The 18,101-nt window shown below is 73.6% G+C and carries 7 protein-coding genes; all 7 read right to left on the bottom strand.

Translation table 11 applies throughout. The features are described 5' to 3' along the window. Window positions 1-97 precede the first annotated feature (97 nt). The 7 genes from KVT44_RS32645 to KVT44_RS32675 all read right to left on the bottom strand — a co-directional run bounded on the left by KVT44_RS32645 (window position 98) and on the right by KVT44_RS32675 (window position 18,075). Window positions 98-2,074: an ABC transporter ATP-binding protein gene (locus KVT44_RS32645; protein ID WP_254650201.1), complete on the bottom strand. Its 1,977-nt coding sequence runs from the start codon at window positions 2,072-2,074 to the stop codon at window positions 98-100. Continuing rightward, window positions 2,071-3,267 (bottom strand): glycosyltransferase, encoded by a 1,197-nt coding sequence (locus KVT44_RS32650; protein ID WP_217570824.1) that lies wholly within the window; start codon window positions 3,265-3,267, stop codon window positions 2,071-2,073. Before KVT44_RS32650 ends, KVT44_RS32645 begins: the two co-directional genes overlap by 4 nt. Then, window positions 3,268-4,074: an alpha/beta fold hydrolase gene (locus tag KVT44_RS32655; protein WP_217570826.1), complete on the bottom strand. Its 807-nt coding sequence runs from the start codon at window positions 4,072-4,074 to the stop codon at window positions 3,268-3,270. It lies immediately after the preceding gene. 1 nt (window position 4,075) lies between these two features. Further along, the gene (locus tag KVT44_RS32660) at window positions 4,076-4,423 is read right to left on the bottom strand and encodes an acyl carrier protein (protein ID WP_254650202.1); all 348 of its coding nucleotides are present in this window, start codon (window positions 4,421-4,423) and stop codon (window positions 4,076-4,078) included. Then, window positions 4,413-8,954, bottom strand: coding sequence for a type I polyketide synthase (locus KVT44_RS32665; protein ID WP_217571028.1), 4,542 nt, complete (start codon window positions 8,952-8,954; stop codon window positions 4,413-4,415). Before KVT44_RS32665 ends, KVT44_RS32660 begins: the two co-directional genes overlap by 11 nt. A gap of 5 nt (window positions 8,955-8,959) precedes the next feature. Then, window positions 8,960-16,090: an SDR family NAD(P)-dependent oxidoreductase gene (locus KVT44_RS32670; RefSeq protein ID WP_308314178.1), complete on the bottom strand. Its 7,131-nt coding sequence runs from the start codon at window positions 16,088-16,090 to the stop codon at window positions 8,960-8,962. 539 nt (window positions 16,091-16,629) lie between these two features. Continuing rightward, window positions 16,630-18,075 (bottom strand): family 43 glycosylhydrolase, encoded by a 1,446-nt coding sequence (locus KVT44_RS32675; RefSeq protein ID WP_217570831.1) that lies wholly within the window; start codon window positions 18,073-18,075, stop codon window positions 16,630-16,632. Between the last annotated feature and the right edge of the window lie 26 nt (window positions 18,076-18,101).

The following is an 18,101-nucleotide window of genomic DNA, read 5'->3' on the forward strand; positions in this document are numbered from 1 at the left end:
ACGAGGGCCTGTGCCCGGCGCGCCGAGAGCACGCACCTGACGCCGCAGGGCCCGCCCTCCGGGCGGACGACGGGAATGTGACGACAGGACCTAGCGGTCACGCCGGGGGCTCGGCGGCCAGGAGTTGGGTGGCGGCCAGTTCGCGGTAGAGGTCGTCGTCGTCGACCAGGGAGTGGTGGGTGCCCACGGCGCGGACGTCGCCGTGTTCCAGGACCACGATCTGGTCGGCGTCGGTGACCGTGGACAGCCGGTGGGCGATCAGCAGGACCGTGCAGCGGCCCGCGGTGCGGGCGACGAGTTCGCCCAGGGCCTGCTCGTTGCGGGCGTCGAGCTGGGCCGTCGCCTCGTCGAGGAGAAGCACCTGGGGGCGGCGCAGCAGGGCGCGGGCGATGGCGAGGCGCTGGCGTTCGCCGCCGGACAGGGTGACGCCGCGCGGGCCCACGGGCGTGTCCAGGCCCTGGGGAAGCCGGGCGAGGAGACCGTCGAGGCGGGTGACGGCCAGGGCCTCGGCCAGCTGCTCCCGGGTGGCCGAGGGCGCCGCGTACAGGAGGTTCTCGCGGAGGGTGCCCGCCATCACGGGGGAGTCCTGCTCGACGTAGGCGATCCTGCGCCGGACCTCGGCGCGCGGCAGGGCCGCGATGTCCTGGTCGCCGATCCTGATGGTGCCCGCGGTCGGCTCGTAGAAGCGCTGGAGGAGGGAGAAGAGGGTGGTCTTGCCCGCGCCCGACAGACCGACCAGCGCGGTCCGGGTGCCGCCGGGGACGGTGAAGCTCACGCCGCGCAGGGCCGGGGCACGGCCGGGGTAGGTGAACTCGACCCCGGTCAGTTCGACGGCCGGTGGCGCGGCGTGGGCGGGGGTGTGCGCGGGCTGGGTCGCGTCGATGTCGTCCTCGACCGGCAGCGCGCCCGCCTCCTGGATCCTGCCCACCGCGCCCAGCCCCTGCTGGAGTTGGGCCGCGCCGCCGACCAGCTGGGACACCGGGCTCGCCAGGAAGAAGACGTACAGGAGGAAGGCGATCAGTTCGGAGACCGACATCGAGTGGTGGGCGACGAAGGTGCCGCCCACGCCGAGCACGACCAGGAACGCGGTCTGGATGGCGGCGCCGCCGACCATGGTGACGAGGGCGCTGTAGCGGGCGCCGACCAGCCCGGCGGCGTACGCCTCGTCGACCGCGTCCTCGGCGGTGCGCGTCTCGCGGCCCTCGGCGCCGTTGGCCTTGACCGTGCGGGCCGCGCCGAGGGTGCGGTCGAGGACGGCGCCGACCGCTCCGACGGACGCCTGGGAGCGGGCCACGGCCGCCTTGATCCGGGGCAGGATGACGGTGATCACGACACCGACCATCGTCAGTACGAGCAGCGTGACGCCGAGCAGACGCGAGTCGAGCGTCGCCATCATGAACAGGGCCCCGGCGAAGGTCAGGACGCCGTTGACCGTCATGATCAGGCCCTCGGTGGCGGCGCTCTTGAGCAGGGTGCTGTCGGAGGTGACGCGGGCGATCAGGTCGCCGGGGGGCCGCCGGTCCAGCTCGGCGACCCGCAGCCGGATCAGGCGGTGCACCAGACCGCGCCGCACCTCCCGCACCACCCGCTCCGAAGTCCGTTGCTGGAGCCAGGCGTTGAGGCCGGTGAGCAGGGCGCCCGCGACCAGGAACACGGCGAGCAGCGCGACCGGCGCGACGACGCTGCCGCCGTCGTCCAGCCGGTCCAGGATCGCCTGCGCGAACTTCGGCTGCACCAGCCCCGACACGCTGGCCAGCAGAGTGAGCACGAGGGAGAGCAGCAGCACACGCCAGTGGGGCCGGGCGTAGCCGACGAGGGCGACGAGTGAGCCGGTGGGCGGGTGCGGCGCGGCCGGTTCGGGTTCTGGTGTGGTGTCGGTCGGGGTGCCGGGTCGCCGTTCCGGGGTGGGCATGTCCGTCCGCTCGGCGGAGGGCGTGTCCGCGCTCGGCGCCAGGTGGCGTGCCCGCGGGTCCGGCCACGGCGACTCGGGCGCCGTCGGGACGTGGCCCTGCGCGGGGTCGGGACGATGGCCGTCGGCCGGCGGCCGGTGCTCGGTCGTGCCGTTGTCGTTCATGCGCCGCCTCGTGCGCGCGTCCCGGCCGACCCGGCCGGCAGTGCCGCGAGGCGGGCGGCGGCGGAGGCGCTGGCGCCCGCGGCGCGGAAGGACTCCCCGACGGCCTCGGCCGCCTTCCGGTGGCCCCCGGCCGGGTCGAGGACCGTCTCGACCGCCGCGCGGATCCTGGCCGCGTCGGCGCGACCGAACCGCAGCCGTACCCCGGCGCCCGCGTCCACGACCTGCCCGGCGACGATCGGCTGGTCGTCGCGGATCGGCGCCACGACGAGCGGGACACCGTGCCACAGCGCCTCGCACACGGTGTTGTGCCCGGCGTGGCAGACGACCGCGTCGAGCCGTGGGAGGAGGGCGAGTTGGGGAACGTGCGGACGCAGGAGGACGTTGTCCGGGACCGGGCCCTCGACGAGGCCGCCGGGGTCGACGAGCACCGCGCGCACTCGGCCCGCTAGTCCGCCCAGCGCCTGCGCGGCCGCGTTCAGGAAACGGGCCCCGGCGTCGTTGTTGGCCGTGCCGAGGCTGACCAGGACGGTGGGCAGCGGGGACGCGTCCAGCCAGTCCCAGGGGAAGTCGTCGCCGCTCGCGGGGCGGGCGGCGACGGACGGGCCCACCAGCCAGACCCGGTCGGGCAGTTCGGCCGGGCCGAGCAGCGCGCGGGTGGTGTACGCCAGGACGCCGTGCGGGGAGAAGCGGGGGTCCGCCGAGCCGGCCCCGTCGCAGATCCGGTTCCGCAACCGGGCCAGCAGCCCGTCCAGCCACGCCGCGACCTTCGGCATACCGGCCAGCGGGTCGACGAGTTCGGCGGAGGTGGTGGCCGAGGTCACCCAGACGCGCCCGAGGGACTCGGCGATCAGCGCACCCGCCACCGCCTGCTGGTCGCAGACGACGACATCGGGGTCGTACGCCTCGATCGCCGCCCGTACCCCGGGCGCCATCGCGTCCGCCAGCGGGACGAGGAAGCCCTCCCAGAGGAACTGGAACGCGGCCGGTCCCTTCAGGTCGGCGGGCCGGGAGAGTCCGTCCTCGGGGAGGGCGCAGGGGAAGACGACGGCGTCGGATCCGACGAGAGCGCGGACGAGTTCCGGGTGGCCCGCCCACGCGACCTCGTGCCCGCGCCCCGCGAGTGCCGCCGCGGTGCCCACGGCCGGGTTGACGTGCCCGACCAGCGGCGGCACCACGAACAGGAACCGGCCCATCTAGCGGGCCTCCCGCAGCGCGTGCGCCTCCTGGCCGAGCAGCAGCCAGTCGCGTACGAGGGCGTACGTCTGTTGGGTGGCCTCCACCAGCACCGAGTGGCCGAGGTCGGGCAGGACGACCGTACGGCAGTGGGGGAGCGAGGCCTCCAGCATCCCGGTCTGCGCCGACAGCTTGGACGCGCCGCCGAAGATGGCGAAGACCGGGCAGCGGATCGCGGACAGGTCCTCGTCGAGGAGAGCGCTGAGCGGGATCTCCTGGGCGAGCGCGGTCTCGTCGAGCACCCGGCCCGCCGCCCGGAACGGCCGGGCGTTGCGCTCGCCCGGGTTCTCCCGCAGCCACTGGGTGACCTGCTGGACCACCAGTCCGCCCTGTTCGCCGACCAGGCCCTCGTACATGTTCCGCGCCCACGCCCGGGCCGGCGGTTCCGCCTCGATGGCGATCACGCTCGCGACCCGCTCGGGGCGGGCGGCGGCCATGGCGTACGCGACGGCGCCGCCGAAGGAGTTGCCGACGAGGTGCACCGGGCGGTCGATCACGAGCGTGTCCAGCAGTCCGTCGAGGTCGTCTACGAAGTCCTCCATCCGGTAGCCGGTCGGCGGCCGGGAGGTCTTGCCGTGCCCGCGCAGGTCGTACATGACGACGTCCAGTCCCTCCTCGGCGAGCCGCGGCGCGAGGCTGAAGTAGTAGCTGGCGAGGCTGTCGATGAGCAGGCCGTGGATGAGGACCACGACGGGGCGCGGGGAGCCGCTCTCGTGGCCCAGCCGCTGGACGTGTACGTCGATGCCGTTCACCCGCATCGTCGCCATGTCAGCCCACCTCCGCGACGGCCAGTGAGTCCACGACGTAGCCGACGAGATCACCGACGGTGAGCGCGATGATCTCCTCCAGCCCGCGGTCGGCTATGAACGCGGCGAAGTTGACCCGCTCGCCGTAGAACTCGCGCAGTTGGGCGGAGAGGGTGACGAGGTCGATGCTCTCCAGCTCCAGGTCGTCGTGGAAGGAGGTGTGGAGGGTGATCTCGGAGTCGTCGAGCCCGTACTCCTCCAGCACGGTGCGCAGGATGGCTGAGATGTCGGCGAGCGCGGTCGCCGCGTCGGGCGCCGGGGCCTGTCCCCTGTCCGACTGGCCCACGGGACGGTCGAGTTCAGTGGTCATCTTCGTTCTCCTGATCGTTGACTGCCGTCCAGGCCACGACGTACTCCTTGCCGGGCCCCGCGGACGGCCGGGGGGTGGTCAGCGCACAGTGCCGCACGCGGTACTCCTCGCCCGCGGTGCGGACGGTCAGCCGGTCGCCGTCGACCGAGGTGATCTCGAACCGCTTCGGCTCGCCGCCCAGTCCGGTGCCGCGCGCCTTCGCGACGGCCTCCTTGGCGGCCCAGAAACGGGTGAACCAGAGCCGTTCGGGGGCTCCTTGCGGCCGGTGGACGAGCGATGTGAGCAGCTCGCGTTCGGCGGTGGTGAGGGCGACGGCGAGGGCGCCCTCGGGGCGGTCGGTGACTTCCTCGATGTCGATGCCGCAGGGCCCCTCGGTCCTGGCCATCGCCACGGCCGTCTCGCCGCGGTGGGCGATGGAGACGTGCAGTTCGGGCAGGGTCCTGCCGTAGCCGCCGGTCACGAAGGGGCGGCCGGCCGGATCGTTGCCGACCCTGACCTCGGCCGGGTAGACGGGGCCCGCCCCGGCGTCCCACATCACCTTCCGTACGGCGTCCTTGGCGGCGATCCGGCCGAGCAGCCACTGCCGCCGGCCGCGCGGGGCGTGCGCCGCGTACCGTTCGCGTTCCTCGCCCGCCAGGATGTTGCGCATGATCAGCTCGCGGGTGGCCAGGTCGGGCCACTCCTCGTGGACCAGCGCCCAGCCGCCGGGCTGCATCCGGGACAGCGTGTACCGCTCGGGCTCCCGGTCCACCTTGCGGATGCGCGGATTGCTGTCGAACCGGCGGTCCTGCCAGCCGCTGAACTCCGCCCACACCCGCCCCCGATGGACGAGCTGCATGTCCGCCTCGAGGGTGGCGTCGGTGACGGAGGTGATCCGGATCAGGCACTCCAGACGTTCGCCGGGGGCGGGGTGCGGGCCGTGGAAGCGGATCTCCTTCATCCCGACCGGGAACACCGTCGTGCGCACCGGCTGCCGGGCCATGATCCAGTAGCCGAGGAGCTGCCCCACGTTGTCCAGCAGGGCGCCCGGCGCGGGCGGGGTGACGAGCACCCCGCGTACGTGCCGGTCGCCGACCGCGGTCAGTTCGGCCAGGCCCTGGAAGCGCGGGCCGTGGAACATCCAGCGGCGCGAGTACAGCTCCGCCGCGGTCAGCTCGGGCTTCTCCTCCCGCGCGGCGGGAAAGGTCCAGGGCTCCGGGGGCGTGAACCGGGTCCGATCCTGGGCGAGTTCGACCACGGCGCGGGCGTACGGGCCGAGTGAGGCGGTGACCCGGTCCGGGCCCTCGGGGACGATCCGTACGGGGATGTCGACGGCCGGAGTGGCGGTGATCCACTGGTGCAGCCGTACGTCGTGGACGGCCACCGCGCGCCGGCCGGGCGCGGCCCGCTCGGCGAACTCCATGAGGTGGGCGATCACGGTGGTGCCCGGGACCACGGGCCAGCGGTCGGCGGGATCGGCCTGGGCGGGCTGCCGGAAGAAGCAGTGGTCCAGGAGGTACGGCATGGTGTCCACGGAGACGTGGAGGGTTGCTTCGAGGGGCTGGGGCTGGGGCTGGGGCTGGAGTTCGGGGGTGGCGGGCTCGGCCGTACGAACATCGGCGCCGTTTTTCGGGGGCGTGCCGCCCGTACGGAGGCGGGGCGGGGCCCCGCGTCCGCGTCGCCCCGCCGTGACCACGTCCGAGGCGAGCGCCGTCGCGTCCCGCAGCAGTGCCGACAACTCCGCGCCCAGCGGGCCCTGTTCCGCCAGGGCGTCGGCATCCTGGGGCGCGGTGTGCCGCGGCCGGGCCAGCGCGGCGCTCAGCCGGTCGCGGGTCTCCGGGTCCAGCGAGACGTTCGCGCCGCCGAGGTCCAGCCGTACGGGACGGCTCGGACGGCGTACCGTGCGGGCCGGTGTGACGGTCGAGGCGCCACCCAGCAGCGGGACGAGGTCCGGCGCGGCCCCGTCCGCCCACAACGCGCTTGCCACGCGGTGGAGTTGGGGCAGGCCCGAGCGGTGCGGGGAGTGCGCGGGGACCATGAGGTGGTCGCGGCCGTGCAGGGTGTCGCCGATGAGCGAGCCGAGCTGTCCCGCGCCGAGCTGGACGAACGCCCGGAAGCCCGCCGCGTACATCGTCTCCACCAGGGGCCGGAAGCGGACCGGCTCCAGCAGATGGCGGATGAACAGCTCGCGGATCGCGGCCGGTTCGTCCGGGTAGGGGGCGACGGTCGTCGCGGACCACAGGGGCAGCGCGGCCGGGTGCAGGGTGTAGGCCTCGGCGGCCTTCCTGATCGGGTCGAGGTAGGGCTCCAGCATCGGGGTGTGGAAGCCGGAGCGGAACGGCAGGATCTGCGAGATCACCGCCCGGGCCCTGAACACCTCGACCAGTGCGGCGACGGCGGGCTCGGGGCCGCAGATCATCGACTGGTTGGGCGCGTTGTCGTGGGAGAGGACCACGTCCCCGCGGCCGTCCAGTTCGGTCAGTACCACCTCGGCGGAGGCGCCGATCGCGGCGAAGGCCAGCCCGGGGACGCTCAGCGCGTCGGGGTCGAAGCCTGTGAGGAAGGCGTCCACCTCCTCGGGAGGGTGGATTCCGGCGGCGGCCATCGCGGTCCACTCGCCGAGGCTGTGCCCGGCGAGCGCGTCCGGGACGACGCCGAGGCGGCGCAGCGCGGTGTCGAGGAGCCGGCCGAGCTCGAAGACGCCGGTGCCCTGCCGGCCCACGTCACCCACGGTGGCGTCGGTGACGGCGCGCGACCAGGGCAGCCCGAAGTGCCGTGCTACGTCCTCGGAGTTGGGCGCGAACTCGGCCTCGAGGCCGGGGAAGACGAACGCGAGCCTGCCGCCGCCGGGGCCCAGCAGGGGACGCGGCACGAACCACACGTCGCCCCGACCGCGCCACCCCTTCCCCTTGGCGACCGCCTTGCGGGCCAGCGCCAGCCGCTTGGCCGTCGGCCCGACGACGGCGAGCCGCACCGGATCGGTGGCGGGGGCGCGTTCGTCGAGACCGGCGGCGATGATCGCGGAGTCGGAGCGGTCGAGGAGCGCGGCCATCGCCTCGGGTGTCGGCGCGGTCAGCCGCAGTACCGGCTCCGGCTCGTACACCTCGGCCGGCCGCCGCGCGACCGCGACCTCTTCGAGCACGACGTGCGCGTTGATGCCGCCGAACCCGAAGGCGTTGACGGCGGCCCGGCGCACCGGCTGCCGGTCGTCGGTCCGCCAGGGCAGGGCGGCGCCGATGGGGGTGAACCGGGTGCGGGCGAGCGCCGGGTGCGGGTCGTCGCAGTGCAGGGTCGGCGGGAGCACCTGGTGGTGGACGGCGAGCGCGGCCTTGATCAGCCCGGCGACGCCCGCCGCGGGCATGGTGTGGCCGATCATCGACTTCACCGAGCCGATGACGGCGTCCGGCACGCCTTTGGAGGTGTCCGTCGGCGGTGGCCCGAACACCTCGGCGAGCGTGGTCAGTTCGGTGCCGTCGCCCGCGGGGGTGGCGGTGCCGTGTGCCTCCAGGAGGCCGATCGAGCCGGGGGCGGACGGGTCGAGCCCGGCGGCCTCCCAGGCCTGGCGGACCGCGCGGACCTGGCCGCCGGAGTCGGGCGCCATCAGACTGGTCGTACGTCCGTCGGAGGCGACGCCGGTGCCGGTGATCGCGGCGTAGATCCGGTCGCCGTCCCGCTCGGCGTCGGCGAGCCGCTTGAGGACGACGACGCCGGTGCCCTCACCGATCAGCACGCCGTCCGCGCCCCGGTCGAACGGCCGGATGCGCTCGCTCGGGGAGAGCGCGCCGAGTTGGCTGAACACGCTCCAGAAGGTGATGTCGTGGCAGTGGTGCACCCCGCCCGCCAGCATCACGTCACAGCGCCCGCTGCCGAGTTCGCGCACGGCGTGGTCGACGGCGATGAGCGAGGAGGCGCAGGCGGCGTCCACGGTGTAGGCGGGCCCGCGCAGGTCGAGCCGGCCCGCCAGCCGGGACGCGGCGAGGTTGGGCACGAGACCGATCGAGGACTCCGGTGCCTCGGGCCCGAGCCGGTCGGTGAACGCCTGCCGCACCGCCTCCAGTCGGTCGGCGCCGAGGTCCGGCAGCAGTTCGCCCAGGGTGCGCACGAGCTGGCTCGCGGTCCGCACCCGCTGGTCGAGCCGGACCAGGCCGGGGGTGAGATAGCCGCCCCGGCCGAGCACGACACCGACCCGGTGCCGGTCGGCGGGCAGCCGGTCCTGGCCGCCCGCGTCGGCGAGGGCCGCCGCGGCCACCCGCAGCGCGATCAGCTGGTCGGGCTCGGTGGCCGGGACCGCCGCCGGCATGATCCCGAACTCGGTGACGTCCACCTCGGCCAGCTCGTCCACGAAACCGCCGCGCCGGCAGTAGACCCGGTCGGCGCGGGCCTCGGCGCCGGGCGCGTAGTACTCCTCGGCGTCCCAGCGGCCGGACGGCACCTCGGTGATGGCGTCGACACCGGAGACCAGGTTGTGCCAGTACGTGGCGAGGTCGGGGGCGCCCGGGAAGAGCACCGACATGCCGACGATGGCGATGGGTTCGGCGCGGGGGCCGGTCACCTCGGTCACCAGCCCGACGCCGTGTAGACGACGGCGGTGTCGCCCTCGGGTCCCCAGGCCAACTCGCGCAGCAGGCTCATGGTGCCCTCGTCGGGGTCGATGAGCTGGATGCCGCGGCCCGCGTAGTGCCGCATCAGCTCGGGGGTGACCATGCCGTGGTTGCCGTCGCCGGTCGGCGCCCATGGACCCCAGTGGACGGTCAGTCCGCGGCGGCCGGTACCGGAGCCTGTCCAGCGGGCGCCGAGGGTCTCCAGGGCGTCGTTGGCGGCGGCGTAGTCTGACTGGCCGCGGTTGCCGAGGGTCGCGGCGATACTGCCGAACAGCACGGTGAACCGGGGGCCTTCCCCGTCCGGCAACTCGCCCAGCGCGGCCAGCAGTTCGCGTGCGCCGTCGACCTTCGTACGGAACACCCGGTCGTAGGACCGCGGGCTCTTCTCGGCGATCAGCTTGTCCTCGATCACGCCCGCCGCGTACACGACGCCGTCGAGTCGCCCGTGATCGGCGTGGATCTCCTTCACCGCCCGGCGCACGGCGTCGCCGTCCAGCGCGTCCACGGTGCGGTAGCGGACCTCGGAGCCGAGCGCGGCGAGTGTGCGCAGGGTGGCGCGCACCTCGCGTTCGGCCTGGATCCGGCCGATCGCCCGCTCGATCTCGGCGGGGACGCGCAGCCCGCCCGCGATGAGCGCGCTCCGCAATTCACCGGCGGTGCCCGCGGCGGCGAGGGCGGGGTCCTCCGCGCCCTCGGGCAGGGCGGTGCGGCCGAACAGTTCGATCCGGCAGCGGCTCGCGGCGGCCAGGGTCGCGGCGAACCGGGCGGTGATCCCCCGGGCGCCGCCCACCAGCAGGACGACCGAGTCGGCGTCCAGGCCGAGCGCGGCGGCCTCGGCGGCACCGTCCCCGGCCGGTCCCGCGCCCGTGCTGCCGAGCAGACCGAGCCCCTCCTCGGTCATGCGCAGTCCGCGCCGTGTGCCGGGGGAGCGCAGGACGACCGGCTCGTGGTCGGGCGCGGTGAGCTCGGCGACCAGTTCCGCGGCGATGTCCTCGGGCGCGGTGCCGGGCGCGTGCTCGACGACCCGGGCGACCGTGTCGGGGTACTCCCGCGCGAGGGAGCGGAAGAAGCCGCGCAGCCCGGCGGAGGCGCCCGCGGCCAGCACCCAGCGCGGGTTGCCCGCCAGCACCCGCTGGTAGGCGGGGAAGACGTCCGGCAGGACGGGCGGGGCGTCCGGCGCGACGAGGTGCACGATCCCGTCGAACTCTCCCTCGGCCGGGGGTTCTTCGGCGGTCACCGCGTGGGCGCCGTGCAGGGTCAGGCGGGCGGTCAGCGCCTCGGCGACCGGTCCGGAACCGAGCAGCAGGAAACTGCGGCCGATCAGCAGGTCACTGGAGGGCGCCGGATCGGCGGGGGCGAGGTCGAACTCCCGCATCACGAGACGCTTGGGCGCCACGACGACGGGTTCGGGTTCGGCCGGCCCGGCTTCCGGGCCCACGGGTTCGGCCGCCTCACCCCGGGCGCCCGCCACCAGCGCGGCGATGCTCGCGGCGGTACGTGCCTTGGTCAGCTCTTCGACGTCGGTGTCGCCGGTCGCGGTGAGGCCGAGGCGGGTGGCGAGTTCGCCGGCTATCTCGGCTCTCTTGATGGAGTCGACGCTGAGGTCGGCTTCGAGGTCGAGGTCGGGTTCGATCATGTCGACGGGGTAGCCGGTGCGCTCGCCGATCACTTCGAGGACGACGGCGAGGACGGATTCGGCGGTCGGGGCCGTCCCTGAGGCGGGGGCGGAAACGGGCGCCGGGGTGGCTCCCGAGCCGGTCACCCGCTCGACCAGCGCCGTGATGGCGGCGGCGGTACGTGCCTTGGTCAGCTCTTCGACGTCGGTGTCGCCGGTCGCGGTGAGGCCGAGGCGGGTGGCGAGTTCGCCGGCTATCTCGGCTCTCTTGATGGAGTCGACGCTGAGGTCGGCTTCGAGGTCGAGGTCGGGTTCGATCATGTCGACCGGGTAACCGGTGCGCTCGCCGATCACTTCGAGCACGACCGACAGCACCGAGCCGCCTGCCGGTACGGCCACGGCGACCGGCGCGGCGGCGGGCAGCGCGGTCACCGTGACCGGAGCGTCGGTGTACGTGATCGGGGCGGGGGCCGCGGGACGTATCCCCGGATCCGCTCCCAGGTACCCCAGCATCACATCCCGCTGCGCCGCGATCATCTCCCGGCTCGTGCGCAGGAACTCGCTGATCAGGGCCTCGGACCCGGTGGCCGCCGCCACGGGTCCGACCGGGCTGCTGTGGGTCACGAGGGCCTCCGGGACACGCTCGGCGGGGTGGAGTGCGGCGGCGGGGATCACGCCGTCCGCCGTACGGATCAGATGGCCGTCGACCGTCCACGCGGCGCGCCTGGGACGCGGGGCGCGGGCGTCGGCGGGGACCGCGTCCCGGCCCTGGAAGAGCCACGCGGTCCTGATGTCCGCACCGGCGACGGCCAGTTGGGCGAGCGCGGCGAGGAACCCGGTGAGACCGGCACGTCGGCCGTCCTCCAGGGCGACCGTGCGGTGCGGCCGGTCGCCGAGGACCGCACCCACCAACCGGGTCAGCACCGAGCCGGGTCCGGCCTCGACGAAGACCCGGGCCCCGGCCTCGTACATCGCCTCGATCTGGTCGGCGAACCGGACCGGGGAGCCGATCTGCGCGGCGAGTTCGGCCCGGATCTCCTCGGGACCTTGCGGGTATCGGGTGGCCGTACGGTTCGACCAGACAGGGAAGTCGGTGGGGGCGAGGGGGACTTCGGCGAGCACCTCGGCGAAGGTCTCGCCGGCCGCCGCGACCAGCGGGCTGTGGAACGCGCAGGCGACCGGGATGCGCTTGGCGCCGAGCCCCTGGGCGCGCAGTCGCTCGACGGCGGTGAGGATGTCCTCGGTGGGACCCGAAATGACCGTCTGACGGGGCGAGTTGCGGTTCGCCGTCACCACCGAGCCGGCCAGGCCCGCGGCGGTGAGCGCCGCCGCGACCTCCGGTTCGCCCGCGGCGACGGCGGCCATGGTGCCGGGGTCGCCCTCGCCGGTGGCGCGCAGGATGGCGGCGGCGCGTTCGCGGCTGGTGCGCAGCAGCGCGTCGGGGGTGAGGGCGCCCGCCGCGGCCAGCGCGGCCAGTTCTCCGTAGCTGTGGCCCGCGGCCATCGCCGGGCGCACTCCCGCCCTGGTCAGGAGCTGGAACGCGGCGAGCCCGGTCAGACCGAGCGCGGGCTGCGCGACGGTGGTGTCGGTGATGCGCTCCTGCTGCTCCTTGCGGCCCGCCTCGTCGAAGGCGGCCGGTGGGAAGAGGACTCGGGTCGTCGTCTCGTCGAGCCGCAGGTGGCGCTGGAGTTCGGGGAAGGCGACGAAGAGTTCGGCGAACATCCCGGGGCGCTGGCTGCCCTGCCCGGGAAAGAGCAGTGCCACGTCACCCGTCTCGTCCTCGTCGGCAGCGAACAGGCCGTCCTTCGGGGCGTGTTCACCGGCGATCGCGCGGCGCAGCAGCGCCGTCAGCTCCTCGGTCGACCCGGCGACGAGGGCGATCCAGGTCCGGGCGCCACGGGTGCTCGCGGTGCTCGCGGTGCTTGCCGTGCTCGCGGTGCTTGCCGTGCCCGTGGTGCTCCGGGTGGTGGCGGCCTCCGCGCGCCGGGACGCGGCGAGCGCGAAGTCCCGCAGCCGCCACGGCTCGTACGGTCCGGGATCCGCCTCCACGAGGGCGAGCAGTTCGGAGGCGGCCCGTACCGCCGCCGCCCGGTCCGCGCCCCGGAACGTGAAGAGCTCGGCGGGCCACTGCTGGGCCGAGGTGACCGGCGGCGGCCCGTCCTCGTGGGCCCGCAGGACGACGTGGAAGTTGGTGCCGCCGAAGCCGAAGGCGCTGACCCCGGCCACCCGTTCGGCCGGGGCGGCGGACCAGGGGCGGGCCTCGGTGTGGAAGGCGAACGGGCTGCTCTGCGCGTCCCAGGCCGGGTTCGGCTCGGTGAGGTGCAGGGTCGGCGGCTTCACGCCGGTGTGCAGGGCGAGCGAGGTCTTGATCAGTCCGGCGAGTCCGGCCGCGCACTTGGTGTGCCCGATCTGCGACTTGACCGAGCCGAGCGCGCACGCGCCGGGCGGAGTCCCGGCCTCCTCGAACACCCGCGTGAGGGAGCCGAGTTCGGTGCGGTCACCGACGACGGTGCCGGTGCCGTGGGCCTCGACGAGCCCGACCTCGGCGGGCGAGATGCCCGCGTTGCGGTAGGCCCGGGTCAGCGCGTTGTACTGGCCCTCGGGCCGGGGCGCGGTCAGACCGAGCGCCCGGCCGTCGCTGGCGCTGCCGACGCCCTTGATCACCGCGTACACCCGGTCGCCGTCCCGCTCGGCGTCCGCGAGCCGCTTGAGGACGACACAGCCGACGCCCTCGCCGAGCGCGATGCCGTCGGCCGCGCTGTCGAAGGGCGCGGAGCGGCCGGAGGGCGAGAGGGCGTGCGCGGAGGCGAAGAGCAGGTAGTCGTTGATGCCGTTGTGCAGGTCGGCGCCGCCGCACAGCACCAGGTCGCTCGTCCCGCTCGCCAGTTCCTTGCACGCCACGTCGACGGCGGTGAGGGAGGAGGCGCAGGCGGCGTCCACGGTGTAGTTGGCGCCGCCGAGGTCGAGGCGGTTGGCGATCCGGCCCGCGATGACGTTGGCGAGGATGCCGGGGAAGGAGTCCTCGGTGAGCTTGGGCAGCCGTTCGTCCAGCGCGGGCGGCAGGCTGCCCAGGTAGGCGGGCAGGACGGAGCGCAGGGTCATCGCGTTGGACAGGTCGCTGCCCGCCTCCGCGCCGAACACGACCGACGCGCGGGCCCGGTCGAAGGACCGGCTGCCGTAGCCGGAGTCCTCCAGGGCGCGGCGCGCCGCCTCCAGGGCGAGCAGCTGCACCGGCTCGATCGCGGGCAGCGAGGCGGGCGGGATGCCGTATCGCAGCGGCTCGAAGGGGATCTCGGGCAGGAAGCCGCCCCAGCGCGACGGGGTCTTCTCCCCGGCGCCCCGCGGGTCGTGGTAGAGCTCGGCGTCCCAGCGGGTGGCGGGCACCTCGGTGACGGCGTCCTCGCCCGCCAGCACGTTCGCCCAGAAGGTGGCGAGGTCGGGGGCGCCGGGGAACATGCAGGCCATGCCGACGATCGCGATGTCCAGCGGTTCGGGGGAGGGTTCGGCGGCGGGTTCCCCGATGCCGAGGGCCTCCCGGCGCGCCGCCAGGAAGCCGGCCGCGCCGCTGGTGACGGAGGCGTGCAGCTCGGCGACGGTGGTGACGGCGGAGCGCAGCACGGCGACCTCGCCGGCCATGAACATGCCCTCGGCGAGCTGTCTGTCCTCGCCGACCGCGCTCAGCCCGCCGTCGACCCGCTCGATACCCTTGCTGGCCAGCCGCAGCCGCCCCACGTTGAGCCGCTCCAGCTGTTCCCAGGCCTCGCGGCCGGGTGTCCCGCGGGCGGCCAGGTCCTCCTTGACCGCGGCGAACTCGTCGGTGAACGCGCTGTGGACACAGCGGGTGGCGTGTCCGGGAGCGGTCTCCAGGAGGTCGGTGCGCTCGGCGTCGATCACCTGCCGCTGGAACAGGGGCAGCACCGCGCCCGCGCTCACTGCCTCCTCGGTGAACAGGTACGCCGTGCCCATCAGCACGCCCACGGCGGCACCCCGCGCGCTCAGCGGCGCGGCGAGTGCGGTGACCATGGCGGCGGAGCGCTCGTCGTGCACCCCGCCCGCGAAGAACAGCTGGAGTTCGGTGGCGGTGCCGTTCTTCGCGCCCGCCAGGAAGTCGTCGAGCACGCCGAGCTGCGCCTCCCACAGCGGGAAGCTGTTGCGCGGCCCGACATGGCCGCCGCACTCGGCGCCCTCGAAGACGAACTTGCGCGCGCCCGCTTCCAGGAACTGCTTCAGCAGCCCCGGCGACGGCACGTGCAGGAAGGTGGAGATGCCCACCTCCTCCAGCGCGGCGGCCTGCGCGGGACGCCCGCCCGCGATGATCGCGTGGGACGGGCGGATCTCCCGTACGACCTCCAGCTGGGCGGCCTTGATCTCCTCGGCGGCGAAGCCGAGGACGCCGACGCCCCAGGGCGCGTCGCCGAGCGCGTCCCTGGTCTGTTCCAGTACGGCGCGGGTCTGGTCGGCGCCGGACAGTGCGAGCGCGATGAAGGGCAGCCCGCCGTGGCCGCTCACCTCGGCGGCGAACGCGGCCTGGTCGCTCACCCGGGTCATCGGCCCCTGGGCGACGGGCAGTTCGCTCCCGAAGGGGCGGCCGCCCGAGCCGTCGGGGCCGAGCGAGGCACCCGCGTTCTTCGCCGGGTCGAGACCGGGGCCCGCGCTCTTCAACGCGTCGAGGACGGCGTCCCGTACGCCCCGCACCGCCGCGTGGACGGTGCCCCAGCGCTCCTGGAAACGGGCGGCGAGGAAGCCGTCCTGACCGACCTCGGGGGCGGGCGTGCCCTCCTGGGCACCCCGGCGTCGTACGACTCGGCGGCCGTCCTCCACGGTGGTCTCGGAGCCGTCGAGCCCGGCGAGCAGCGCGGAGGTCCCGGCGGGCAGTTCGGCCTCGGCCTCGGCGAGCAGGGCGAGTTGGGTGTCCAGGACGACACCGGCGCCACCGCCCGCGACGACGGCCGCCGCCGTGTGCGGGCCGGCGCCGCCGCAGGCCCAGACCGGAAGGTCCAACTCGTCGTCGTCGAGGAGCTGTTGGAGCAGTACGAAGGTGCTCAGCTCGCCCACGGGACCGCCCGCCTCATGGCCCCGGGCGATCAGCCCGTCTGCCCCGGCCGCGGCGGCCCGTAACGCCTGGGCGCGGCCGGTCACCTCGACGAGTACGCGGTGGCTGGGGAAGTCCGCGGGCGTGCAGGAGGCGTCGGCGGTCAGCAGGACGGTGTGGACACAGGCGGGGAGGTCCCGCGCGGGAAAGGCATCGTTGTCGCGGAGCCGTACGCCGAAACCGGCGGCCGACCATTCCTCGGCCGGCGCGAGTTCCGCCGCCGCCCGGCGCCCACCCGCGGTGAGGTCGAGCACCCCGAGACCGCCCGCCCGTACGGCGGCCGCCGTGACCCGTGCCGAGGGGACGGCGAACGGGTTCAGGGCGATGACGATGTCCTCTACGGCAAACAGGCCGGAAGTATCGAACTTCGACACAGGCACGCGAACGCTCCAAATCGCACGAGGGTGAGGATTGGTGGGGGAGAGCGGAGAGCGCTTGCGCTTCACAACAAGCCGACAGCTGATGTGAAGCACGCTCATGCTTATTGCGCATCCCCGTGAAAGTCAAACTCTCAAGGAGGCTGCCATTACCGGACGTAACACGGTCGACACAGCCGCCGCCGAGCCGGGTGCGAGCTGGCAACAGAGGCCTTGTTCCGGGGAGTTGAGGGGGTCGGTGACCGCTGGTCGGTCGGCTCCGCGACCCCGATTCGGCCTGCGGCAATGCCTGCTGACGCAGTGTCGAACACGGGGTCCACTTCGATCTTGCGGAAACGAACTGTTTCCCCCGCTGTAAATTGAAACTTTTATTAGTTCCCCTCTTCATAATCAAAATTCACGTTGGGTGGAAGGGTGGGATTTCGGCACTTGAGGGTGAATGGCCACGATTCGTACTCGCCGGTAAGTTGGCTCATTTCAACAGCACAGCCCGGCCGCGGGAGCGGCCGGGCTGTGGCTGGATCCGAAGGTGCCGGGGTGGGTCACTCGGCGTAGAACGTCGCGTCCGCCCTGGCGAGCGTCGTGTCGGCGGGCTGGGTGTAGAGCAGGTAGTCGTAGTGCCGGAGGTAGCGGCCGGCGGCGCTGTACGACTCGAACGAGACACCGGAGACCGTGTCGGCGAGGCCCGCCCGCCGGTAGAAGCTGGCGTCGTTCCTGAAGGCGGCCGTGCCGTCGTCCTTCTCCACCCAGACCTCGTTGTTCCTCTGGTGGAGGTAGTAGCCCGGGTAGTTGGCCGATTCGAGGGAGACGGCCCCGGTCCCGGCGAGCCCGCTCACCACCCGGAACTGCGAGTCGGCCAGGTTGGTGACGTTCGGCTCGATCTTGGCGCGGAAGTCCCAGTGGCGGATGTAGCGGTCCGGGAAGTTGTACGAGGAGAAGCGGACCGGGGTGACGCCGTCGGCGACCGGAATGCCGAAGTTGGGCGTGCCGTCGGCGTTCCAGTAGATCTTCTGCAGGCGGGTACGGCGGTTGGGGTCGTTCAGGGGGTCGCCGCTGATGTCCTTGTAGTTGCGGTCGTGGTAGACGAGGATGTCCGACTTGCCGTCCTCGGAGACCGTGAACGAGTTGTGGCCCGGCCCGTACTGCGAGGTCGCGGCGCTGCTCCGGAACACCGGCGAGGACCCCTTGCTCCAGGAGGCCGCGTCGAGCAGATCGGCGGAGGCGGACGCGGTCAGCATGCCCAGGCAGTAGTTGGCGTCGGTCGCGCTGGCGGAGTAGGTCATGAAGACCTTGCCGCCGTGCTGGATGACCGCCGGGCCCTCGTTGACCTTGTAGCCGACGGTCTCCCAGGACAGCGTGGGCTGCGAGATCTCGACCGGAGTGCCCTGGATCGTCCAGGGGTTGGCCATCCTCGCGAGGAACAGGCTGGTGTTGTTGTCCTCGGACGGATTGCGCTGCGCCCAGGCGAGATAGCGCACGCCGTTCGCGGTGAAGGTGGTGGCGTCGAGGGAGAAGGAGGAGACCGGGGTCGCGATCTGGCCCTTCTCCGTCCAGGTGCCGGTCAGCGGGTTCGCGGCGTCGCTCTCCAGGACGTACATCCGGATCGCCCACACGTCACTGGTCGACCCGGCGGCGAAGTAGACGTACCACTTGCCGTCGATGAAGTGGATCTCCGGCGCCCAGATGTGCGCGCCCATCACCCCGGCGGCGTGTTTGGTCCAGATCGTCGTCTCCGGGGCGGTGTTCAGACCCTGGAGGGTGGTGGCCCGGCGCAGCACGATCCTGTCGTACGCCGGGACGGTCGCGGTGAAGTAGTAGTAGCCGTCGGTGTGTTTGTAGATCTGCGGGTCGGCACGCTGTTCGGCGAGCGGGTTGGTGAAGGTCACGGCGGGCGAGGCGGGGGCGAGTGCGTGGGCCGGTGTGCCGATGGTCAGCAGGGCCAGCGTGGCGAGGACCGCGGTCAGCAGGCGGCAGAGAAGGCGTCTCATGATCCTGGTTTCTCCCGGGGGCGGAT

It is taken from the genome of Streptomyces sp. GbtcB7, from assembly GCF_019091445.1.
Lineage (GTDB): Bacteria > Actinomycetota > Actinomycetes > Streptomycetales > Streptomycetaceae > Streptomyces > Streptomyces mirabilis.